20 protein-coding genes are annotated in these 23,192 nt (G+C 39.4%); 11 read left to right on the top strand and 9 right to left on the bottom strand.

The window, feature by feature from the left end; translation table 11 throughout:
• Nucleotides 1-138: 138 nt before the first annotated feature.
• Entirely contained in the window at nucleotides 139-399 is a 261-nt protein-coding gene (locus A7A69_RS11620; protein WP_120368819.1) for a YfhL family 4Fe-4S dicluster ferredoxin, read from the bottom strand.
• A 2-nt stretch (nucleotides 400-401) separates the two neighbouring features.
• Nucleotides 402-1,769, bottom strand: coding sequence for a prephenate-dependent tRNA uridine(34) hydroxylase TrhP (gene trhP / locus A7A69_RS11615; RefSeq protein WP_152877687.1), 1,368 nt, complete (start codon nucleotides 1,767-1,769; stop codon nucleotides 402-404).
• 196 nt (nucleotides 1,770-1,965) lie between these two features.
• On the opposite strand from trhP, the gene A7A69_RS11610 reads away from it, so the two are divergent.
• Nucleotides 1,966-2,796, top strand: coding sequence for a DODA-type extradiol aromatic ring-opening family dioxygenase (locus A7A69_RS11610; RefSeq protein ID WP_152877685.1), 831 nt, complete (start codon nucleotides 1,966-1,968; stop codon nucleotides 2,794-2,796).
• 74 nt (nucleotides 2,797-2,870) lie between these two features.
• On the opposite strand, the gene A7A69_RS11605 is transcribed toward A7A69_RS11610, so the two are convergent.
• Nucleotides 2,871-3,650: a ferredoxin--NADP reductase gene (locus A7A69_RS11605; RefSeq protein ID WP_004989772.1), complete on the bottom strand. Its 780-nt coding sequence runs from the start codon at nucleotides 3,648-3,650 to the stop codon at nucleotides 2,871-2,873.
• Between the two features lie 104 nt (nucleotides 3,651-3,754).
• Here A7A69_RS11605 and tsaA point away from each other — a divergent pair, with 104 nt between their 5' ends.
• Nucleotides 3,755-4,474: a tRNA (N6-threonylcarbamoyladenosine(37)-N6)-methyltransferase TrmO gene (tsaA, locus tag A7A69_RS11600; RefSeq protein ID WP_152877683.1), complete on the top strand. Its 720-nt coding sequence runs from the start codon at nucleotides 3,755-3,757 to the stop codon at nucleotides 4,472-4,474.
• A 5-nt stretch (nucleotides 4,475-4,479) separates the two neighbouring features.
• On the opposite strand, the gene A7A69_RS11595 is transcribed toward tsaA, so the two are convergent.
• Nucleotides 4,480-5,418 (bottom strand): GGDEF domain-containing protein, encoded by a 939-nt coding sequence (locus tag A7A69_RS11595; RefSeq protein ID WP_120368822.1) that lies wholly within the window; start codon nucleotides 5,416-5,418, stop codon nucleotides 4,480-4,482.
• Between the two features lie 147 nt (nucleotides 5,419-5,565).
• Between A7A69_RS11595 and tfpB the strand changes: the two genes are divergently transcribed.
• The 4 genes from tfpB to A7A69_RS11575 all read left to right on the top strand — a co-directional run bounded on the left by tfpB (nucleotide 5,566) and on the right by A7A69_RS11575 (nucleotide 9,919).
• Complete coding sequence (gene tfpB / locus A7A69_RS11590; RefSeq protein WP_152877681.1) at nucleotides 5,566-7,323, top strand: type IV pilus assembly ATPase TfpB; 1,758 nt, start codon at nucleotides 5,566-5,568, stop codon at nucleotides 7,321-7,323.
• A 105-nt stretch (nucleotides 7,324-7,428) separates the two neighbouring features.
• Entirely contained in the window at nucleotides 7,429-7,788 is a 360-nt protein-coding gene (locus tag A7A69_RS11585) for a NirD/YgiW/YdeI family stress tolerance protein (protein ID WP_120368824.1), read from the top strand.
• Nucleotides 7,789-7,906: 118 nt separating this feature from the next.
• On the top strand, nucleotides 7,907-8,563 hold the full coding sequence (locus A7A69_RS11580) for a response regulator transcription factor (RefSeq protein WP_152877679.1): 657 nt from the start codon (nucleotides 7,907-7,909) through the stop codon (nucleotides 8,561-8,563).
• Nucleotides 8,564-8,566: 3 nt separating this feature from the next.
• Nucleotides 8,567-9,919, top strand: coding sequence for an ATP-binding protein (locus tag A7A69_RS11575; protein WP_152877677.1), 1,353 nt, complete (start codon nucleotides 8,567-8,569; stop codon nucleotides 9,917-9,919).
• A 147-nt stretch (nucleotides 9,920-10,066) separates the two neighbouring features.
• On the opposite strand, the gene hemP is transcribed toward A7A69_RS11575, so the two are convergent.
• A complete protein-coding gene (gene hemP / locus A7A69_RS11570) occupies nucleotides 10,067-10,237 on the bottom strand; it encodes a hemin uptake protein HemP (RefSeq protein ID WP_004989761.1) in 171 nt (56 codons plus the stop codon).
• Nucleotides 10,238-10,375: 138 nt separating this feature from the next.
• On the opposite strand from hemP, the gene A7A69_RS11565 reads away from it, so the two are divergent.
• Nucleotides 10,376-11,272: an NUDIX domain-containing protein gene (locus tag A7A69_RS11565; protein WP_152877674.1), complete on the top strand. Its 897-nt coding sequence runs from the start codon at nucleotides 10,376-10,378 to the stop codon at nucleotides 11,270-11,272.
• Between the two features lie 44 nt (nucleotides 11,273-11,316).
• On the opposite strand, the gene A7A69_RS11560 is transcribed toward A7A69_RS11565, so the two are convergent.
• Both A7A69_RS11560 and mrcB read right to left on the bottom strand, forming a co-directional pair.
• Nucleotides 11,317-11,871 carry a tetratricopeptide repeat protein gene (locus A7A69_RS11560; protein WP_171500811.1) on the bottom strand — a complete coding sequence of 185 codons (555 nt, stop codon included), beginning with the start codon at nucleotides 11,869-11,871 and terminating at the stop codon, nucleotides 11,317-11,319.
• Nucleotides 11,872-11,903: 32 nt separating this feature from the next.
• Nucleotides 11,904-14,300, bottom strand: a complete 2,397-nt coding sequence (mrcB, locus tag A7A69_RS11555; RefSeq protein WP_152877670.1) for a penicillin-binding protein 1B — start codon at nucleotides 14,298-14,300, stop codon at nucleotides 11,904-11,906.
• A 409-nt stretch (nucleotides 14,301-14,709) separates the two neighbouring features.
• Here mrcB and A7A69_RS11550 point away from each other — a divergent pair, with 409 nt between their 5' ends.
• Together A7A69_RS11550 and A7A69_RS11545 are read left to right on the top strand one after the other, a co-directional pair.
• Complete coding sequence (locus tag A7A69_RS11550; RefSeq protein ID WP_120368830.1) at nucleotides 14,710-15,630, top strand: NAD(+) kinase; 921 nt, start codon at nucleotides 14,710-14,712, stop codon at nucleotides 15,628-15,630.
• Nucleotides 15,627-15,893, top strand: a complete 267-nt coding sequence (locus A7A69_RS11545) for a YeaC family protein (protein ID WP_120368831.1) — start codon at nucleotides 15,627-15,629, stop codon at nucleotides 15,891-15,893. Before A7A69_RS11550 ends, A7A69_RS11545 begins: the two co-directional genes overlap by 4 nt.
• A 22-nt stretch (nucleotides 15,894-15,915) precedes the next feature.
• Here the strand turns inward: A7A69_RS11545 and A7A69_RS11540 are convergent, their stop codons facing one another.
• Complete coding sequence (locus tag A7A69_RS11540; protein ID WP_152877668.1) at nucleotides 15,916-16,923, bottom strand: glycosyl transferase family protein; 1,008 nt, start codon at nucleotides 16,921-16,923, stop codon at nucleotides 15,916-15,918.
• Nucleotides 16,924-17,365: 442 nt separating this feature from the next.
• Here A7A69_RS11540 and A7A69_RS11535 point away from each other — a divergent pair, with 442 nt between their 5' ends.
• Nucleotides 17,366-18,712, top strand: coding sequence for a dicarboxylate/amino acid:cation symporter (locus tag A7A69_RS11535; RefSeq protein WP_151982115.1), 1,347 nt, complete (start codon nucleotides 17,366-17,368; stop codon nucleotides 18,710-18,712).
• 299 nt (nucleotides 18,713-19,011) lie between these two features.
• Nucleotides 19,012-21,249: a TonB-dependent receptor gene (locus A7A69_RS11530; RefSeq protein WP_152877666.1), complete on the top strand. Its 2,238-nt coding sequence runs from the start codon at nucleotides 19,012-19,014 to the stop codon at nucleotides 21,247-21,249.
• 58 nt (nucleotides 21,250-21,307) lie between these two features.
• Here the strand turns inward: A7A69_RS11530 and A7A69_RS11525 are convergent, their stop codons facing one another.
• Nucleotides 21,308-22,762 carry a SulP family inorganic anion transporter gene (locus tag A7A69_RS11525; RefSeq protein ID WP_152877664.1) on the bottom strand — a complete coding sequence of 485 codons (1,455 nt, stop codon included), beginning with the start codon at nucleotides 22,760-22,762 and terminating at the stop codon, nucleotides 21,308-21,310.
• Nucleotides 22,763-23,192: the final 430 nt, after the last annotated feature.

Genomic DNA, 23,192 nt, shown 5'->3' with positions numbered 1-23,192 from the left:
TATATTATTCGGAATAGTTAAGCCATAAAAAGCAAAGGAGTTCCGACTGCTTTGCTTTCAACGTTAAAGGTTTTCAAATTTAGATTTATTTTACAAGAACTTGATCCGCTAACAGTCAAGTTCTTTTTTTATGTTCTTTTAAAATCGACCAGAGACAATATTTAGTCTTTTAAACTTTTCCAGTAACTCTGCTTGATCTTCTACATGGTTAGGGTCTGCAATAATGCAGTTGATTGGGCAGACTGCGATACAGGTTGGTTCAGGATAAAATCCCACACATTCTGTACAGCGATTTGCATCAATTTCATAGACCTTTTTGCCTTCAAAAATTGCAGTATTTGGGCATTCGGGTAGACACATATCGCAATTGATACATTCAGAAGTGATCAATAAAGCCATCATTACTCCGCAGCGTACGCTAAAGCGGACGAAGAAATTTGTTCTGCAGCATAAGGTAGGTTTCGAATCAAAAGCGCATATTTAATATCAATACGTGGATCTAATGGAATTTCAACGACATGCCCTGAGCCTTTGGCACTTTCAATTTGCCGACCTTTATTGTCCAAAATTTCAGTTAAAATAAAACTAATGTTTCCTTGTGGTGTCATCAGCTCTAAAGCATCACCAACATCAAAACGATTTTTTACATCAATTTTGATGTAGTCGCCATTGCGTTCTAGTACTTCACCACAAAACTGCTGATAATCAAAATGTGAAGAACCATCGGCATAATTTTGATAATCACTATGCACATGGCGACGCAAAAAGCCTTCGGTGTAGCCACGATTTGCTAAACCTTCGAGAAGTTTCATTAGACTCGGATCAAAAGGTTTACCCGCCAAAGCATCGTCAATCGCTTTACGATAAATCTGCGCAGTTCGCGCACAATAAAAATAAGATTTGGTGCGACCTTCAATTTTTAGGGAGTGAATACCCATCTGACTCAAACGCTCTACATGCTGCACGGCACGTAAATCTTTCGAGTTCATAAAATAAGTGCCGTGTTCATCTTCCTCAGCAGCAAACATTTCCTCATCATTGCGTTGTACCAAAACAGATTGTATGAACGGAGTTTGATCCTCTTTGGGATGACAACAGCTTTGTGTGGATGCGAGTTGTTTGGTGGGAATAACATCTCCAGTTTCGTTTTCCACGGCTTCATGAATTTTATATTCCCATCGACAAGCGTTGGTACAGGTGCCCTGATTGGCATCACGTTTATTCATATAACCTGACAGCAAGCAACGACCTGAATAAGCCATACATAAAGCGCCATGTACAAACACTTCAAGTTCAATATCTGGCACATGTTTTTGTATTTCTGATATTTCTTCTATCGAAAGTTCGCGTGAAAGAATCACACGAGTTAAACCATAGTTTTTCCAGAATTTTACCGTTGCCCAATTGATTGCATTGGCTTGAACAGATAAATGAATCGGCATTTCTGGAAAATGCTCTCGCACCAACATGATTAAGCCAGCATCAGACATAATCAGTGCATCTGGTTGCATTTCGATAATAGGTTGTAGATCGGCGATAAAGTTTTTGAGTTTACTATTGTGTGGTTGAATATTGACCACTACATAAAATTTTTTGCCTAAAGCGTGTGCTTCGTTAATTCCGATACGAAGATTATCATGATCAAATTCGTTGTTACGGACCCGCAAGCTATAACGTGGTTGACCTGCATAAACAGCATCAGCGCCATAAGCAAAGGCATAACGCATATTTTTTAATGATCCAGCTGGAGAGAGCAACTCAGTTTTCATAAAATGACTAAAGGCATATAAAATATAAGTGATTATTTTAAGTTTAGTCTGTGTTGGACTCAACCTAGCAATTCGGTCAGGATTTATCGTTCTAATAATGCGTTGAATTGTTCTGTTTTTATCGTTGTTGTTGCACTTATAAGTCTATTAAATAGATATAAGTAATGAAATAAATGATTTGGGAGAGGGGAGTTCTATGACAACCATACATTATCGACAACCTGTATTCTTTGTCTCGCATGGTGGTGGGCCATGGCCGTGGATGCCTGATTATCTGAATACAGTTTATGCCAATCTGGCCCAATCACTGGGCGATTTGTTAGATTCTGTGCTAGTACGACCTAAAGCCATTTTGATGATTTCTGCGCATTGGGAAGCGCCAGAATTTACGGTTCAAACTGCATTACAGCCCGATATGATTTATGACTATGGTGGCTTTCCTGCACATACCTATCAGGTGCGTTATGAATCATCTGGATCACCAGAACTGGCCGAACGTGTTGTAGCGTTACTTGAACAAGCGAATATTGCGGTTGCTACAGATGCGCAACGCGGTTATGACCACGGCATGTTTTCTCCAATGCAGGTCATTAACCCTGCTGCGGACATTCCAGTGGTGCAATTATCCTTGAAAAAAGGGCTTGATCCGCAACAACATATCGCAATGGGACGTGCTTTAGCGCAGTTACGTGATGAAAATGTGTTGATTGTGGCGAGTGGACTCAGCTATCACAACTTACGTATGTTCAATGCACATGCGGCAGAACCGTCACGCGCATTTGATCAATGGTTGTTTGAAACTGTTGTTGAACAGCAAGGTAGTGAGCGTAATGAACGCCTGAATCAGTGGGAGCTTGCTCCAGCAGCACGTATTGCTCATCCACGTGAGGAACACTTATTACCTTTAATGGTTGCAGTTGGTGCAGCAGAGGGTGAACAGGCAACGCGTAATTATCATGAAGCTAAATTTATGGGTGGATTATCTGTTTCCAATTTTGCTTTTGGTGAACTGAAAGCGACGTCATAAAATTTGATTAGACGTTAATGAGCCAAATAAAAAAACCGAGAAAATTTTCTCGGTTTTTTTGTCACAAAAGCAGATTATTTTTCAACGAACGCACGTTCAATCACGTAATCGCCTAAAACGCCCATACGCGGAGATTCTTTAAGACCAGCTTTGTCTAAAAGTGCAGCTACGTCAGTTAAGAAATGCGGGCTACCGCAAAGCATTGCGCGGTCAGTTTCTGGGTTAAATGGTGGTAAACCAATTTTTTCAAATAATGCACCAGTTTCAATGGCAGTCGTGACACGACCTTCATTCTCAAATGGTTCACGTGTCACAGTTGGGTAGTAGATCAATTTGTTTTTGATATCGAGTTCTTCAAACCATTCATTATTTGGCAATTCATTCAAAATTAGATCTTGGTAAGCCAATTCACTAATCCAGCGTGTACCATGAACCAAAATCACTTTTTCAAATTTTTCGTAAGTTTCAGGATCACGAATCAAAGATAGAAATGGTGCAAGACCTGTACCTGAAGAAAGGAAATACAGATTTTTACCTGGATTAATATCATCATGTACCAAAGTGCCTGTCGGTTTTTTTGAAATCAAAATTTCATCGCCCACTTGTACTTTTTGTAAAATAGAGGTGAGTGGACCGTCTTGAACCTTGATCGAGAAAAACTCAAGTTCTTCTTCGTAGTTGGCACTGGCAATTGAGTAGGCACGCATTAACGGTTTGCCATTGACCTCAAGCCCGATCATGACGAACTGACCATTTTTAAAACGTAGTGCGGTATCGCGTGTTGTTTTAAAACTAAAAAGAGTGTCATTCCAGTGGTGAACATGGGTGATGCGTTCAACATTAAAAGCAGCCATTAAAGATCTCAATCACGATCAAAAGAAAACAGGTTGCTATTCTAATCTAAAATCATTCTCGATAAACTGAATATATTTAATTGTGTTTATAAGAAAAAGTGATGATGAATTCCGTAAATTTGCCAATCATCGGCAGCATGCATTCGCCTTACCGTGAAAAGTTTGGTATTCCGCGCCAGCCCAATCTGGTGCAGGTAGAGTCATACATTGAAATGTACGAACCCTATAATGATCCTTTGGCATTTGAAGGAATCGAGGAATTTAGCCATTTATGGTTGATTTGGCAGTTTCATGACAATAAAAATCAGCAGAAAATTGAAAAATTTCGTCCACAAGTACGTCCACCACGTTTGGGCGGAAATAAAAAAATCGGCGTTTTTGCTACCCGTAGTATGTATCGACCTGCACCCATTGGGTTATCCGTGGTGCAATTTAAATCAATTGAAAAAATAGGCAAAGCACTTCGAATTTATTTGACAGGCAGTGATTTACTTGATGGAACGCCCATCTTGGATATTAAGCCTTATATTCATTATTCAGATGCTATTGAAAAGGCACAGAGTGGTTATGCCCAACTTGAGCCTGAACGAAAACAAGTGATCTGGAATAAATCTGCCTTACAACAGCAACAAATTTTTATGCAGCAATTACAGCTAAATCTACAATTGGTTCAAGATCTTGAGCAAGTTTTATCTTTAGATCCTCGTCCTGCCTATCAGGATGATATTCATCGAATCTACAAGATGAAATTTGCTCAATTTGATGTTAGTTTCAGTGTAAATAAACAATACATTGAAATTGTTGATTTTGCCCAAGTACCATGATCGTTTTAATGCATTTTGCATTCTCGTTTATGAATATACATTTGTTCGTCTGCATATTTGCAAGCGTCCTCGAGTCCATGACTTGGATGACGCATCGCATAGCCGATTGCAGCGCTGATTTTGGCATCTGCCAAATGTTCAAGTAAGCGCTGTTTTAAGTGTTCCAGATTGTCATGGTCGTGACCCAGTATCAGGATTCCAAATTCATCGCCGCCTAAACGTGCCAGTAAATCTTCCTGACGTAGCGATTTTCTTAAAATGAACGCTGCTTGTTCAATAAAACGATCGCCCTCGGCATGTCCTTGTTGGTCATTGATTGCTTTTAAACCATTGAGATCAATCATCAACACGGCAGCAGGATGACCATAAATTTTACAGCGTTCTTCTTCTGTACAAAGAAATTGATTCCAGCCGCGGCGATTGTAGACACCTGTCATAGCATCAATGACGGCTTCATTTTGTAAGCGCTCATGCAAACGAATTTGTTCATTCTCACGAATTTCACGCTGTAAAATATGACTGAGTAAATTACCAAATAATTCAACTAAACCACCATCTTCGATAATTTGTTCAGACTTGGGTTCTGGATCAATCGCGCATAATGTTCCAAATAGACTGCCATCTTCTTTAACCAAAGGCTGACCAATATAGGCTTTAATGTTGACTTGTTGGGCAATGGGCGCAGAAGCGTAGAGAGGAATATCTTCGGAACGTGGCGCAATGCGTGGGGCATGACCCAATACCATATGTGAGCAAAACGAATCTGCCCAGTTAAAAACGCGGCCAGGTTTGACATCATAACCATGATCTTCAGATTGCAAGACAATCCAGTCATTGCCTTCTACACGCGTGATCATCCATAAATCAAAACCAAATTTTTGATGTAAAAAATGCAGTACCGCTTGTCCTGCCTCATGAAAGTTTTTAAATGCAATCGAACTCATTTAGCCGCCTATGATATGGATATTTTGTTGGTGCTTTTTATGGCACTTTAAAACAATTTTTAAGTGCTGCATATACCTAATTTAAAGACTAAAAAATACATTGCAAATGAACTCTGCTATATTGTGTAGAGTGTTTGGGGTATAACAATGAAGTTTAATTTTGAAATAGATACGGTTTGGTGTTTAGAACAATTATTAAAAGATGGTCGCATCACCGAGCGTGATAAATTATTGATTCAAACGACACATCGACAAAAAGATCAATTGAAATGGCATCCAATTCAATGGATTGCTCAGTTCAATCTTAAAGACCAACAATCACCTGACAAAATTTTAAATAGCACACGTTTAAGTCAATGGCTTGCGGAAAAATCAGATCTGGCATTTTATGTGATTGATCCACTAAAAGCAGATGTAGGTAAATTGACGTCGGTGATGTCACAAGAGTTTGCTTTACGAAATAAAATTTTGGCCGTTGGTATTACAGCAGATTCAATTTTAATCGGGACAGACCAACCGTTTATGACAGACTGGTTGGTGAATCTTGAGCGTAGCTTGAGTCCCAAAAAAATTGAACGAGTGATTTTGAATCCTGAACAGTTACATCGCTATCTGGTTGAATATTATCAGGTCAGTCGCGCGGTCAATTCATCGCAAAATTCGGGTAGTTATGATCGGGAAAATAAAGGCGTCGAAGCACTTTTACAATTAGGCGATACGCAAACGCCTGATGCCAATGATCAACACATCGTCAAATTAGTTGATTGGGTTTTGCAATTTGCTTTTGAACAGGGTGCAAGTGATATCCATCTTGAACCACGTAAAGATACAGGCAAGGTTCGTTTCCGTATTGATGGTGTTTTACACACCATTTATAACATGCCTGCAAATACACTAACTGCGGTTATTGCGCGGATTAAAATTTTGGGACGACTCAATGTTGCAGAAAAGCGTAAACCACAGGATGGACGATTAAAAACCCGAACACCTAAAGGACAAGAAACAGAGCTACGTCTTTCGACTTTGCCGACTGCATTTGGTGAAAAAATGGTGATGCGTATTTTTGATCCAGAAGTTCTGGTACGCAGTTTTCAGCAATTGGGCTTTGAAGGACGTTTACTCAATGACTGGAATACACTCACTCAGCATAGTCACGGCATTATCTTGGTTACGGGGCCGACAGGTTCAGGTAAAACCACGACACTTTATTCATCATTAAAACAATTGGCAACTGAACAGGTTAATGTCTGTACCATTGAAGACCCCATTGAAATGTTGGAACCCAGTTTTAATCAGATGCAGGTCAACCCTGCCATTGAACTTGGTTTTGCCGATGGTGTCCGAGCTTTAATGCGTCAGGATCCCGATATCATCATGGTGGGTGAGGTACGTGATCAGGATACCGCCAATATGGCGATACAAGCAGCATTAACAGGGCATTTGGTACTTTCCACTTTACATACCAATGATGCACCATCAAGTTTAACCCGATTGCATGATCTTGGTGTCCAGCCATTTCTGACTGCCGCAACCATTTTGGGTGTATTAGCGCAACGTCTAGTCAGAAAGTTATGCCCGCATTGCAAAGTGCAAACCCAGATTAATGAACAGGAGTGGGAACACCTGACTTTTGATTACATTATGGATATGCCTGAAACTGTCTATTGTGCAGTAGGCTGTGAAGCATGTCGTAACACGGGTTACAAAGGACGTGTTGGTATTTATGAATTTATGCCTGTAAGTACTGAAGTTAAACATTTAATTAGTGCACATGCGACCTTAAATGAATTACGTGCCCAAACTAAAAAAGAAGGTGTAGAACCATTGCGCATTGCAGGTGCGCGTAAAGTGATTGAAGGTGTTACGACGCTAGAAGAGGTTTTGCGTGTTGTTCCACTTAGCTAAATAGCCTAAGCACAAATTTTCCTAAGATTCACCTCATCTTGTTTGTTTAATTTATGCGTATTGAATGAATCAACTCAATACCCCGACACAAATGAGGTAATTAAAATGAATATGATGCGTAATATCTTATTAGCTGCAACTTTAGCGACCACTGGTTATGTATCTGCGCAGACACCTGTTAATCAGTCTGCTCTAGCACCAACAAAAGTGACGAGTGTGAAGCAAGCCTTGACTATGAAAGATGATGCGCCTGTAATGCTTAAAGGGCAGGTGGTTAAATCTTTGGGAGATGAAAAATATCAATTCCGAGATGCCACAGGCACGATTACAGTCGATATCGATGATGAATTATGGCAAGGTCGTGCAATTTCGCCCACTACGACCGTAACGTTGATCGGTGAAGTCGATATTGACCGTTTACCGACAAAACGTGTTGAAATTGATGTTGATCGTGTTCAATTTTGATCGAAAATCTTAAAAAGTTGTTCTCCAGAGAAACTACAGGTCTGATTTTGGATCTGTGGTTTTTTTACTTTATAGTGAAAAACAGATCTATTTAATGATAAAGCACTTGAGATAGCCCATGCGCATATTAATAGCAGAAGATGATCGTTCCCAAGCTGAAAGCATAAAATCATGGCTCGAAATGGATGGCTATCGTGTGGATTGGGTTGAACGTGGCGATTATGCCATTGCCGCGATTGAGCAACACCAGTATGACTGTATTTTGCTAGACCGAGGTTTACCTAAAGCGACAGGGGATAATGTACTACTCGCTTTACGCAAACACCAGCCAATTACTCCTGTTATTTTTATCACTGCCAAAGATACAATTGAAGATCGAGTGACAGGCTTGGATTTGGGAGCAAATGACTATCTGGTTAAGCCTTTTAGTCTGGATGAACTTTCTGCCCGCGTACGCGCTCAGTTACGTTCCCAACAACGTGCAAATAGTCATATTTTAGAATGGAAACAACTCAAACTGGATACACACGCTAAAACCGTATTGCTAGATGAGCACATCGTGGATTTAACCGCAAAAGAATTCCAGATTTTATATAAATTGATGCAATACCCCGAACGTATTGTAAGACGTGAACAACTTGAAGAATCGCTTTATGCATGGGGTGAAGAAATTGAGAGTAACGCCATCGAAGTCTATATTTATCAGTTGCGTAAAAAAATCGGTACAACTTTGATTAAAACCATTCGTGGTCTTGGCTATCGAATGGGTGAATAAATAATGAATCGTCCAGTGTCTTTGTCATTACAGTCGAAACTCATCAGAACAACGCTATGGAGTGGAGTTGTTGCAGGCGTAATTGCTTTTATGTTGCTGGTGTTTTTGACCTGTTATCACACCATGAAAGTACAAGATGAAATCATGGACGAGGTTTCAGATATGTTATTACTTTCAGACATACATTTACCTTCAGGTCAGCAACTAGATGAATTAAGTGATGAGTTCGATCTGCAATATGTATTGTATTGGAATAATCAACTGCTTACTCAATCCGCAGATCATGATGCTTTACCTCTAAATTTAGACGTTGAAACAGATTTTTCCTTGTTATGGAAAGATGGACATCTTTGGCGTATTTATCGGCAGGATAAAGCTGAAACAGGACTGAAATCTATTGTGATTCAGCCTTTATCAGCACGCTTTGATGAAATCTGGCAAAGCCTGATCTGGTACTTGGTAATTCTGATCATTTTATGGTTATTGCAATGGGGGTTGGTACGTTGGGGTATTCATCGCGATTTGGCAAGTTTACGAAATTTATCTCAATCTATTGAGGCAAAGTCGGCACAGAACTTACAACCTATTACCACTGCTCAAATGCCCGAAGAAATTGAACCTGTCATCGATGCTTTAAATCAACTTTTAACACGACTGGATCGGGCATTATTGGCAGAGCAGGCATTTACTGCGGATGCTTCACATGAATTACGTTCTCCATTATCTGCAATACAAATGCGTCTGCAATTGATCCAACGAAAATATCATGATATTCCAGAATTGAAGAAAGATTTAGGCCAGATTCAAAATGATGTCGACCGCAGTACGCAGGTTTTAGAAAATTTGCTGCTTTTAGCACGCTTAGATCCTGCCCATGAACAGCAACTCACCAAAACGCTGCTATCGCTAGATGAAATCGTGATTGAAGTCATCACTGCATTATCTTTATTTGCAGAGGATAAAGGCGTTCAAGTTATTTGCGATTTTAATGCAACACAAACGTATATCAATGCCAATCATGAACTTGTGTTTACCTGTATTCGAAACTTACTGGATAATGCAATTCGCTATTCACCTGCTTATTCACAAGTTCATATTCGAGTTGAAAATACACAGCAAGATCTAAAACAACTGCGTTTGACCATTCAAAATCACGGCGAGAAAATTGACCAGAAAATTTTAGAGCGATTTGGTCAACGTTTTTTTAGAAGCTTGGGCACAGGGCAGCAGGGTACTGGTCTTGGACTTTCTATTACCCAAAAAATTGTAATGTTGCATCATGCAAAACTGGATTTTCATGCTGGAGAACATGGTGGATTATCGGTACAACTGGTTTTTGCTTTAGCAGAAGATTAAGGTTTATTTTTAGATGGTGTATGCCCATTAAAATGTTTAGTGTGTAATAAATTCAGATTTGGCATAAAGAAAAACAGTATGGCTTAACCATACTGTTCATGTATTTTATTTGCCCACGAGTATTATTATTTTAGACGATAGTTCTTATTATTTTGTCAAAATCAAACGATTGTTTCGGGTTAAACGTAAACGGTATTCTTCACCCGCATGCATGATGCGAATTTCACGACCTAGGGCAAATAGATTGTTTGAATGCAACATTGGTAAAGATTGGGCTGTTTCATTGCTACGAGTAAATAAATTAAAAGGTGCGTTCATTTGTTGTGCTCCGTGGTGTTTTAGCTAACGATTTAAATGATAATCATTATCGAATAGGCCTGTCAATGAAAAAATGAATATTTTATAAAAAATAAAATTTGCTTACACTTGGGTAAAATTAAGGAAGACCTAAACGCTATGCCAAAACCTGTGATCGACATTGCAATTGGACTATTATTTCATCGTGGAAAAGTACTGGTGGGCTGGCGTGAAGCAAAGCAACATCAAGGCAATAAATACGAATTTCCAGGCGGCAAAGTGGAACAGCAAGAAAGTCCTGAAGAAGCTTGTCGCCGTGAGATTTATGAAGAAGTTGGTATTGGATTAAAACAATGGTATGCGTTTGATTGTATTCAGCATGAATATGACGATATTGTGGTTAATCTTCATCTGTTTTATGCCTATGTGCCAGAAAATTTACTGACTTTAATTCAACAGCCGTGGACGTGGTACAGTCGTGAGCAACTCACGCAGCTCAATTTCCCCAAAGCAAATGATTGCATTATTCAGCGTTTAGTTTGGTCAAATTTCATCAAAATTAGTCATCAATTATCGGAATTTCAGCCAGATCAACATGGACTGTTTTACTGGCGTACGGAAACAGAACAACTTCAAACTCAAGATTTATTTCAATATTCACCAGATGATTTGGAAAAACTGATTTTAAATATTGAAGCTTTCCAACAACTACCTAGTGATTTAAAGCCTTTGATCAAAACGCTGCATTTAAAGCAGCATCAATTAATGCAATGCAGAAAAGGGGATTTGCAGCGAGGTACACGTTACATCGCTGCATGTCATGATTTGGTTGCGTTGCAACATGCCGAGCAAGTCGGCTGTGATGCGGTGTTGATCAGTCCAATCCAGACCACACAAACACATCCAGAGGCGAAAGCACTTGGGTGGCAGGTTTTAGCAGAATGGGCGAAACAAACGAATGTGTTGATTTTTGCGCTGGGTGGTTTGCATCCTGATGATCTTATGAAAGCACAGCAACATGGTGCTTACGGAATTGCAGGCATTCGTAATTTCTAAATTCATATAAAAACTTCAGATGCTTGCACTATCTACAACAAGCCTTAAAGTGATTTTAAGGCCTGTTGAGCTTGTTGTACCGTTTGAACATGATTTTGCTTTTGCCCCGCGACTAAAATAGCCTGCCAAAGTTGTTTTTTCATTGGCGCAGATTGTGCATAGCTTAAACCGCGTCTTGCCAGTGATTCTGCCGAACTATATTGTCCTTTTTGATTGGCGACTAAAGCCAGATACATAAAGGTTTCAGCAGCCTGTGGTGCTAAACGCTGAGCCTGTAAAGCAAAACGTTCAGCATCGTCCCATTTTTGTTGGCTATAGGCTGTCTGAGTTTGTTGGATCAGATTTTTAAAGGCAGGCAAAGATCGTCCATCATTAAACTGCTGTTGTGGCTTTTGTTCAGGAACTACAACCCGCATTTGTTTACGCTTAATTTCATCCTGCTGATACGGAGTAATTTTGACACCATCAGGAGTCTGTACCGCTTTCTTGGCAGGTTCAGCAGGCTTTTCTGGCGCTTTTTTTTGCTCCTCATGTAAGGGAAATGTTGAACATCCCACAAAAGAAACGACTGTTAATGCTAAAAAACCTTGCTTCCACATATCTTTAAAATCTCTTTTACCAATCCACATCATTAGTTCGAATAACTACCGCTGGAAATTACGCGATTATTGGAGAGATCATTTTGCATTTGATCTTCACTGTCGCGAATATAGTTGTCCATGCTATCGTTCGCAGGAGCACTTGTATCACCGTTTTCCGTATCAGAATTGTAAGTTGGTTCAACATGATAATGCGGTAAGCCACACACAGTTGCCTGACGCGGCACATTATTACGCATGAGTGGAATATACATTGCACCTTCGCAACCCTGAGCTGATAAATGACCTGTAGCAGAGTCAATCCATTGCCATTGCACATCATCTGTTTGACGTAAGTTAACTGGTTGTTGACGCAATTGTTTCATGACATTCGTCCATACAGGTAAGGCACCTGACGAACCCGTTAGACCTGTGATTTTATTATCATCCAGACCAAGCCATACCACAGCAAGATGATTGCCTGAATAACCTGCAAACCATGAGTCACGTGTATCATTGGTTGTTCCTGATTTACCAGCCAAATTCAAGTCAGATGACAAGGTGCTGTAAGCGGCTTTACCTGTACCTGAACGCATAACTTGTTGCAAACCGTAATTCAAAATATAAGCAGCAGATGGGTCAATGGTTTGTTGAACATTCAAACCAAAGCGCTCCAATACATGACCGTTGGCATCCACGACTGAACGAATCGCGCGAGTCGGGTATTTAAAACCGCCAGTTGCAAAGTTTCCGTAGATACTGAGCATTTCCATCGGTGACATATTTACAGCACCCAAAAATGCAGAAGGATAGTTTGGAATATCTGAGCTAACTCCAAATTTTTTCAGGTTATTGGTAAAGGCAGATAAACCAAATTCCTGCCCTAAACGCACGGCTGAAAGGTTATATGAGTTTGCCAATGCCTGCTGTAAGGTGACCACGCCATGTTCACCGCCACTATAGTTTTTGGGTGTCCAGCTTTTATCTCCGCCCACCGGAATATTCACAGCAGCATCCTGAATCTGACTGGCCCAAGTATAACGTCCAGACTCAATGGCACTTAAATAGATCACGGGTTTAAGTAAGGAGCCAACTTGACGTTTTGCATCCACGGCACGGTTAAATCCAGTAAAGTCCTGTGTAGAGCCTACAGCAGCAATTAGTTCTCCATTTTCGGGATGTTGAACTAGAACCGCACCTTGTAGATCTTTTAGGCGCGCAGGATTACGTTTCGCAATCTGCTCGACACTCGATTTAAATGCATCCTGAATACGGGTTTGAGCAATCGGATCAAGGGTTGTGAAAATACGTAGACCTTGATTGGTTAAGTCATTTTCTTGATATTCAGAGCGCAGTTGACGGCGCACGATATCCAGAAAATCTGGAAATTTTGCTGGCCCAAGACTTGGTTTAGCCACCACGCCTAAAGGACGCGCGCTTTCTTTATCATATTGGTCCTGAGTTAAGTAACCCATCACCAACATGTTATTCAGCACAATATTACGACGTTTGAGTGCCGCTTCAGGGTTACGCCACGGATTATATAACGATGGCCCTTGTACCAGACCAACAAGATAAGCTTGTTGGGCAATGTTTAATTCGCGTAGCGGGAGACCAAAATAAAACTGGGAAGCCAAGCCATAGCCATTAATAGAATAGCTGCCATTTTGTCCTAGATTGACTTCATTTAAGTAAGCTTCCAAAATCTCATCTTTACTATAATGTAGCTCTAGTAACATCGCCATAAATGCTTCATTGGCTTTACGTTTTAGTGTACGTTCTGGACTCAAATAGAAGTTTTTGACCAATTGTTGTGTCAGCGTAGAACCACCCTGACGTCTGCCGCCTGTGACATTACTCACTAAAGCACGTGCAGTACCTCGTACAGAAATACCATGATGGCTATAAAAGTTACGATCTTCTGTTGCAACAAGAGCTTCAATCAAGGTTTTTGGAACTTTGTCGAGTTTAATCAGTACTCGATCTTCATTGTGCTGCGGATAAATCCCACCAATCAAAAGTGGTTCAAGTCGCGCGATTCCTGTAGAAGAAGGCTTGGTCGCGCGAATATCTGCGATTTGGGCATTGGCAAAAGAAACCTGTAAAACCTGTTCAGGTTCATTGCTATCACCAAAGTCAAAACCACGGGTATGCACATACATGGTATTGCCTTGAACCACGTAACTACCAGATTTCGTGTAATTCTGAGCGTTTTTATAACCAAGTAATCCAAGTTCCTGAGTAAAATCTGCTTGGTCGACAGGCGCATTGGTATAAAGTTCTAAAGGTCGTGCAAAAACTTTTGCGGGGATATCCCAGCGTTTACCTTCAAACTTATCGCGAATAATGTTATCCAGACGAATTAAATAGATACTAAATGCAAGAAAACCGCCAATAATAATGACTGAAAAGATAAGCGCAAAAAAGCCAATGCCACGTTCAAACTTCATAAATCTGTCATAAAAGCCAACAAAGTGTGCTAATCATGCGATAGCTTTTATATATTTTGCAATAATAAATCTGTGAACGAGCTAAAAAAACCAGATTTTATCCGAAAGCTTATATTTGCTTCAGCATTTTGATAATCATGATTTTTTTATAAAGATAAACAGATCCAATGGATTGCATACGATTTTAAATTTACTGTGTTATATTAGCTACACAAATCGCATGTTATATGTCGATCTTTGGTTCATCGTTATTTTGCCATTCAAGAGATTCACTTCAACTTAGTATGGATCTTTGAATAGCGACAAAGGCGTTGAAAGCGGGTATCTGAATCCTGTGAATATACATTGATAAAAGATGTGAGATGCTTCACAGACAAACCCTATACTGGCTTTAACTTATAGGCATACAATGCAGTCTGCAAATCTTTCAGCCAAATCTTTTCGTAATATTGGTTTAATTGGTCGTCCTGATAAATCATCAGTGGTTGAGACACTAAGCTTAATTCATGACCATCTTTTGCATTTGGGCTTACATCCTGTTTTTGATCAGGAAACCGCAGCACTTGTTCCAGACAACAACACACAAAGTGTCAGTCGTAATTTGTTGGGAGAAGTGGTCGATCTGGTCATTGTCGTAGGTGGTGATGGTTCGCTATTGCATGCGGCACGCGCATTGGTTCGACATAATACCCCTGTAATCGGTGTCAACCGTGGACGTTTAGGATTTCTAACCGATATTACCCCGTCTGAAGTTATTTTTAAGCTTGATCAGGTTTTGCAAGGACATTTTCAATTAGATCGCCGTTTTTTACTGGAAATGGAAGTACGTTCCAAAGGCGAAACGATTTATGATGCGATTGCGCTCAATGATGTGGTTCTGCATTCTGGTCGATCAGTTCATATGATTGATTTTGAACTCAATATTGATGGTCAGTATGTTTATCGTCAGCACAGCGATGGCTTGATTGTATCAACCCCAACGGGTTCTACCGCTTATGCACTGTCAGGTGGGGGGCCTATATTGCATCCTGGCATGGATGCGATAGCGTTAGTTCCTATGCATCCTCATACATTATCTTCGCGTCCAATCGTGGTGAGTGGACACAGCGAGATTAAACTGACGATTCGAGAAAATCGCGTTTTACCGATGGTGAGCGCAGATGGACAAAACAGTATTTCTCTGAATGTCGGTGACACGGTGCATATCCGAAAGCATCCATTTAAGTTAAACTTATTGCATCCACCCGGTTATGACTTTTATATGGCTTGCCGTACAAAGCTTGGCTGGAATCAGGATTTTGACTCATTTCAACAGCAGGATGACGCATGAATATTGAACAAATGCTTGCCGTTTTAGATCCAGATATCGTACAGCGTTTAAAAACGGCAGTCGAAATTGGTAAATGGCCAAATGGTGTAGTTCTGACTCAGGAACAACGCCAGACTTGTATGCAAGCGGTCATTGCGTGGGAACACCAGAATGTACCCGAAACAGAGCGTACAGGTTATATCGATAAAGGTAAAAAGGAAGAAGGTGAGGAGTGTGATTCACACCTGCCAGAACCTGAATTTAAACCGATCCGTTTTATTTAAAACGCATCGGTTTTAAAGCTATTTAAAGAGCTTTGTCGAATCTGGTATTCCAAAGCTCTTTTGCTTTGTCCATCGCTTGAGCATAATCCTCAACGATATTCATGCTGTACAGTGCAATACCCATTGTTTCAATAAGTGCCGTTTCACCATATTCATGGCGAGTATGCCCTAACCAGACTTGTTTAAATGTTTCTAAATCAAGTTCTTCTTCGGTCGGGCTGCGTTCTGGTGTTAATTTAGGTAATTCGTATTCATACAGTTCGCCATTTTTTATTCCACAAATAAGCGTTTTAGCATCTGGATTCCGCTCAAATTCACCGCCTTCACCCTTAATTACCGCACTATTTTTATAGCCTAGTCGATATGCTGCTTGCTGATGTGAACTACGATAAGCAGGATGAAAAATGGCTTGTAAAGTGGCTTTAGCATTAAAGGGATTGATTAAACGCGCTAAAGTATGAACGGGGGAACGTAGCCCCATGACATTACGTAAAGAAATCATGTCATTGAGTACAGGAGAAATTGCCTCTAATGGTAAATAAGCAAAATGTTGTTGCTGTAATTGTTGCTTAACATCTTGTTCAGACTGACAAATTGGATATCCCAGATACTCTAACACTTGTTCAGTATATACGCGGTTAATGGTATGTCCCGCAGCACCATGCATGACAATGTTATAACCATGTTTTGCTAGCGTGAGTGCGGACAACAAAAACCATGGATAATGTTTGCGTTTACCCGCATAAGATGACCAGTCCAGATCGACTGCAAGTGGTGCAAAGTTGAGCTGATCCTTAGTTGCTTGCACGAAACCAGTCAGTTCCTCAACAGATTCTTCTTTAACACGAAGCAGCATTAAAAAAGCACCAAGTTGAACATCCAGAACTTCACCTTTTAAAATCATGGAAAAAGCGGCATAAGCTTCTTCATAACTTAAAGACCGTGAACCTGTTTTACCTTTGCCCAATATACGCACATATTGGGCAAAAGGATGTTCACTGTCTTTATATAGATTTTTCTTAGTGTTCATATGCGGTCAATATTTCGTGGAAAAATGAATAGCATCACTATGACATAAAAATAAAATGAAAGAATTATTCTTAAGGGCATTAGACTAATGTCTACACTATTTTTGCTTAAAAAATAGCCGAAAAATGGATTTTGTAACCGATAAAAAGAGGAATTGCAGTAAACTCTCGGCATTTTAGTACTGTTTAATTTTTATTAACGATTTATTCGTTACCTCCCATTTTTCTTTAAACAGATTAAGTTCTAGTTTGATCGGAACGTTTTAAGTCGTGAGACTGTTTTGAAAAACATATTGTTTTTCATCTTAAGGAAAGTTTTCTTGTAAAAGAACTTCCGCCATGAGTCATCCAGACAAGTGGGCTAAAGGGCTGTCTATAAATTTTTTATAGATATTTTTATAGATATATTTCTAAGGGCTTAGAAATATTTGTTGACGTAAAGTTATGGCTAAAAAACCGATTTACAAATCACTTTATTTTCAAGTGATCATTGCCATTATTGCGGGTGTCTTGGTCGGACATTTTTATCCGAGTACCACGCAAATCGTAGATGGTGTCAAAGAAAATATCCCAGGTTTAGGTGAACAACTTAAACCGTTAGGTGATGCATTTATTCGTCTGATTAAGATGATTATTGCACCTGTTATTTTCTGTACTGTAGTCAGTGGGATTGCAGGTATGGAAAGTATGAAATCTGTCGGTAAGACAGGTGGGATTGCGTTACTTTACTTCGAAATCGTTTCAACTCTTGCTCTCATTGTAGGTCTGTTGGTGATTAATATTGCCAAACCTGGTGTGGGTATGAATGTTGATCCAGCAACACTTGATACAGCAGGGATTGCGAAATACGTTGCATCGGGTCAGTCCCAATCTACCGTCGACTTTTTGATGCATATCATTCCTGAGACGGTCGTAGGTGCGTTTGCCAATGGTGAAATCTTACAGGTCTTATTGTTTGCTATCCTTTTTGGTTTCGCACTTCATAAACTTGGCGATGCGGGCAAACCTGTTCTGAAACTGATTGATCAAATTTCACATGTATTCTTTAATATCGTGAATATGATCATGAAGCTTGCACCGATCGGTGCTTTCGGTGCGATGGCATTTACCATTGGTAAATATGGTGTTGGATCGTTGGTACAACTTGGTCAACTTATTCTTTGTTTCTACGCCACTTGCTTGTTGTTTATTTTCGTTGTATTAGGTTCTATCAGTCGCTTGTGTGGTTTTAGCATTTTTAAAATGTTACGCCTGATTCGTGAAGAATTACTCATTGTATTAGGGACGTCTTCATCAGAATCCGTATTACCGCGTATGCTGAAAAAACTCGAAATCGCAGGTTGTGAAAAGTCAGTTGTAGGTTTGGTTATTCCGACAGGCTATTCATTTAATTTGGATGGTACATCGATTTATTTGACCATGGCGGCGATCTTTATTGCTCAGGCGACCAACACACAGCTTGATATTCAGCATCAGATTACTTTGTTGGTTGTATTGTTGATCTCATCTAAAGGTGCAGCTGGTGTCACAGGTTCAGGATTTATTGTAATGGCTGCTACATTATCGGCAGTTGGACATATTCCTGTTGCAGGCTTAGCGCTTATTTTGGGTATTGACCGTTTTATGTCTGAAGCTCGTGCCTTGACCAATTTAACTGGAAACAGTGTAGCGACTATCGTTGTTGCTAAATGGGTGGGAGCATTGGATATGCAAAAACTTCAGAATGCTCTTAATAATCCTGAAGAAGTTGACCGTAAAATGCTTGAAGAGAATGAGCGGTCTGCTGCGTAATTAATCAAAACATGTAATATTTAGGGATGACTTCGGTTATCCCTTTTTTATTGGAAAAGTTTCATTTTTTTTAAAATTTTCTTATTTATATTTAGTTTGTTATCACATTAGATTGTATTTTTTTTCTTAAAAATATAGTTGAATTTTCAATTTCTAGAAGATGATTATTAAAAATAGCTTAATTGATTGTACTCAGAATGATCAATTTGTATTAAAACAGTAATGCAAATGAGAATGTTTTTTATTAGTATGCACAGGTTTTTATTTACTAAATATTTTAAGTCTGAGTAATTTTTCTAATGAATCAATTTAATTTAAAAATGAAGCTTATAAGCGCCTTTAAGCTGAGTCTATTAGCAATGATGATTGTGCAAACTCATTCTGGATTTGCAAAAGATCTTGATGAATCGCTAAATACTGATGAGCTACAAACGACTAAAGCAGTCTTGCCTACCATTAAAATTGAAGCAATGAGCGAACTTGATCCAGTCAAAAGTTATATCGACTATGATGAAGCAAATGTCACGCGTAATGGTCTAAAGAAGAAAGATATTCCACAAACCATCGATACTATCGATGTGCAAAAATATAAAATATATGGTGCTAACGATTTAAGTATTATGCTGCAAGGCACACCCGGAGTATCGACCAGTTACGATACTCGTGGTGATGGCATTTATTTACGTGGTTTTGCCGCAGATGCAGGTGACATTTACCGTGATGGCGTGCGTGAAAGCGGTCAGTTACGCCGTAGCACAGCCAATGTTGAACGAATTGAAATCTTAAAAGGGCCTGCTTCAGTTCTGTATGGTCGAAGTCAAGGTGGTGGCGTGATCAATATGGTCACAAAATTTGCCAATTTTGATTCAAAAAGTACGGTTGGGCTTTATACGGGTTCCTACAATAATGTTGGGGCAACCATAGATATTAATCGAGCTTTAAATGATAACTGGGCAGTACGTTTAACAGGTGAAAAAGCGGATACCAACAGTTTTCGTAAAGGAATTGGCTCTCAAATTGAACTTCTTTCTCCAAGTGTTAGTTATCGAAATGATGATCAAACTTTATTATGGACCACACAATACACCTACGATAAATTAGATCGCACACCTGATCGGGGGCCAAGTTATGAAAACTTGCCAAAAGATGTATCGTTAAAAACAGGATTTGCCCGTCCAACCGATTATATTGAAGATGAGTTGCAAACTATTCGGACGGATCTTAAATATGAATTTGCTCCCAACTGGAAATTTCATTGGGCGGCAAGCTACCGTCAAGCCTATCAAAATTTTGATAATTTCTTCGGCGGAACATGGTGTGATCTGAACGGTAAACAAATTACAGGCGCAGCGTGTACTTGGAAAGGATATTTGCGCCAAAGTTATGCATGGCAAGAAACCATGAATAAAACATTGGTTAATACCTTTGATATTACGGGTAAATTCAATACAGGACGTTTTGAACATCAAATTATGTTTGGAAGTGATTGGACACATGAAGATCGTGATCCAAAACTTGGCAACTATTCAAGCGGCACTCAAACATATTATGGATATATTAATCCTTATCAGCCTTCAGACTATTATGATGATTTGCCTGAAAATGCACATAAAACCACCACTACAATTAATCATCATGATGCAGAAAATCTTGCGTTTTTCTTACAAGATCTGATAACGCTTACACCAACATTAAAAATGATGCTGGGTATTCGTTACGATACATTTGAGTTTAAAACACAGGCATTTGTGGCTAACAGTAAACCTGTAGATATATCAAAAAGTTATAATGGTGAAAGTTTAAGCCCTAATGTCGGTTTTGTTTGGCAGCCAACCGATAATCATAGTTTTTATACGTCGTACAGTAAAAGCTTTGCCCCATATGGCGGGCGAGGTACAATTAGCATTGACCCGAATGTAAATGATACCAGTGTTTATGATGCGAAGCCTCAATACAATGAGCAATACGAAATAGGAGTTAAAAGCGATTGGTTCGATCAGCGCTTAAACACACAATTATCGGTTTTTGATATTACCAAGAACAATATTCGTTATCGTCCTGATCCAACAAACCAACCCAATGAATGGCAAGTCGGTCAACAACAACAATCAAAGGGGGTTGAGTTCAGTTTTATTGGTCGTGTGCTAGATAATGTTTTTGTGCGTGGTGGATATGGTTATACCGATGCCAAATGGACAAAAGATATTCGTGCCAATGTGACACCAGCGAGTCGTTTAAAAGATAATCGTCTTGCCAATATTTCTGAAAATACGGGTAATTTATTTATACGTTATCTCCCTGTTGAGAGAGTCTATGTTGAAGTTGGTGGAACTTATGTGGGTTCGTTTTATACCGCAGATAACAATCTTAGCAAAATTGATGGCTGGACACGTTTAGATGCTGCATTGGGTTATAAAGATGAACATTGGGGCATTACTTTTGCGGTAAATAATCTAACCGACAAAGAGTATTGGCGTTCTAACTCTATGCCAGGTACTCCACGAAATTATTTAGTCCGTTTAAACTACCAGTTTTAAAGATCTCTGTGTCTAAAACAAAACCGTGCAAAACTCAAATTGCACGGTTTTATATTTTTTAAATTTTGGCGTGTTTACCATATTTATCAATCATGATGGAACTCGCTTCATTTAAACCTTTTACAGTGACCTGTATTCCATTTTTCTCGAACTTTTCAACGATGCTATCAAGTGTTGCTACAGTCGTCACATCCCAAATATGAGAATGGGTTAAATCTATAATGACCTGCTCAACATTTTCCTGAAAGTCAAATGCACGGATAAAACGCTCAGATGAACTAAAAAATAACTGCCCACGAACATCGTAAATACGTCTATTACCATGAAGTGAAGTTTCAATATACACATCATTTTCGAGTTTTTGAGCCAGAAATAATGCCGACAACAGAACTCCGACCAAGACCCCAATCGCTAAATTATGAGTCGCAACCACCACGATCACTGTGGTTATCATGACGATATTGCTACTTTTAGGATTTCGTTTAAAGTTTTTAATCGATCCCCAGTCAAAGGTACTGATTGACACCATAATCATTACTGCAACTAATGCTGCCATAGGAATCACACGCAACCAGTCACTGATAAACACGACTAATATCAGTAGAAAAATACCTGCCACTAAGGTTGAAAGACGCTTGCGAGCACCCGATTTTACATTAATCATGGATTGCCCAATCATGGCGCAACCCGCCATGCCTCCCATAAAACCTGTCACAATATTGGCAAAACCCTGACCTTTACATTCACGATGTTTATCGCTTGAGCTATCCGTCAGTTCATCTACAATTGTTGCGGTCATCATGGATTCTAATAATCCCACCGCAGCCAATGCGCAGGAGTAGGGTAAAATGATCCATAAAGTTTCAAGATTCCACGGAATATCTGGAATAAAGAAATGCGGTAAGCTATTGGGTAAATGACCCATGTCACCAACGGTTCTTACATGTGAATCTAAAAATAAAGCGAGAAAAGTAATCACAACAATGCAGACCATCGGGGATGGAATCAATTTTCCAATTTTTGGCACATAAGGGAATCCATAAATGATTACCAAACCTAAAATCACAAAAAGGTAGACCTGACTTGAGACGTGTATCAATTCGGGAAGTTGTGCCATAAAGATTAAAATCGCAAGCGCATTCACAAAACCAATCACGACCGATTTAGAAACAAAGCGCATCAGTTTAGCCAGTTTAAGTTGCCCAGCAATAATTTGAATAATCCCAGTCAAAATTGTTGCTGCAAGAAGATAATTCAGTCCATGCTCTTTCACTAAAGTTACCATCAGCAAAGCCATAGCACCTGTTGCTGCGGAAATCATCGCTGGGCGGCCACCGACAAAAGCGATCACAACAGCCATAGAGAACGAAGCATATAGCCCGACTTGAGGGTCAACACCTGCAATAATGGAAAAAGCAATCGCTTCTGGAATCAGAGCAAGTCCCACAACTAAGCCTGCCAGAACATCTCCACGAATATTAGAGAACCATTCTTGACGAATTTGCTGAAACATAAATAGCCTATAAAATTATCTGTTATAAAAGGCTAGTGATGTGATATTTACACATACAACGACACCACATCACTAGACAGTGATGAATTCAATTGATATTTAAGAAGTGAGATCAATCAAGGTGGCGTAATTTGCATAAAATGAAATGAATTTAGAAATAAGGCGCAAGTCTAACATTTTAAGCTCGAAACATACACGAATTTTTGTCGAGCTTATAAGCGTTAAAAATGTTTTGCTTGGTAATCGAACACATATTTGTATGTTGACAAAAAAAGTCATTTTCTGCCAATCTTACAAAGCGTAAAAGTATAATGATAAAGGTGTTGATAATTTAGCCTTTTAAGGCAATTAACTTGATTGAGTTCATGATTTTGTCATCATATTACAATAATTTATAGAATAAGCTGTTAGGTCTTATATATTGAATAAC

This window comes from Acinetobacter guerrae, assembly GCF_009372255.1.
Lineage (GTDB): Bacteria > Pseudomonadota > Gammaproteobacteria > Pseudomonadales > Moraxellaceae > Acinetobacter > Acinetobacter guerrae.
The sequence above is the reverse complement of the archived record's forward strand: the minus strand, read 5'-3'. Positions and strand labels throughout refer to the sequence as shown.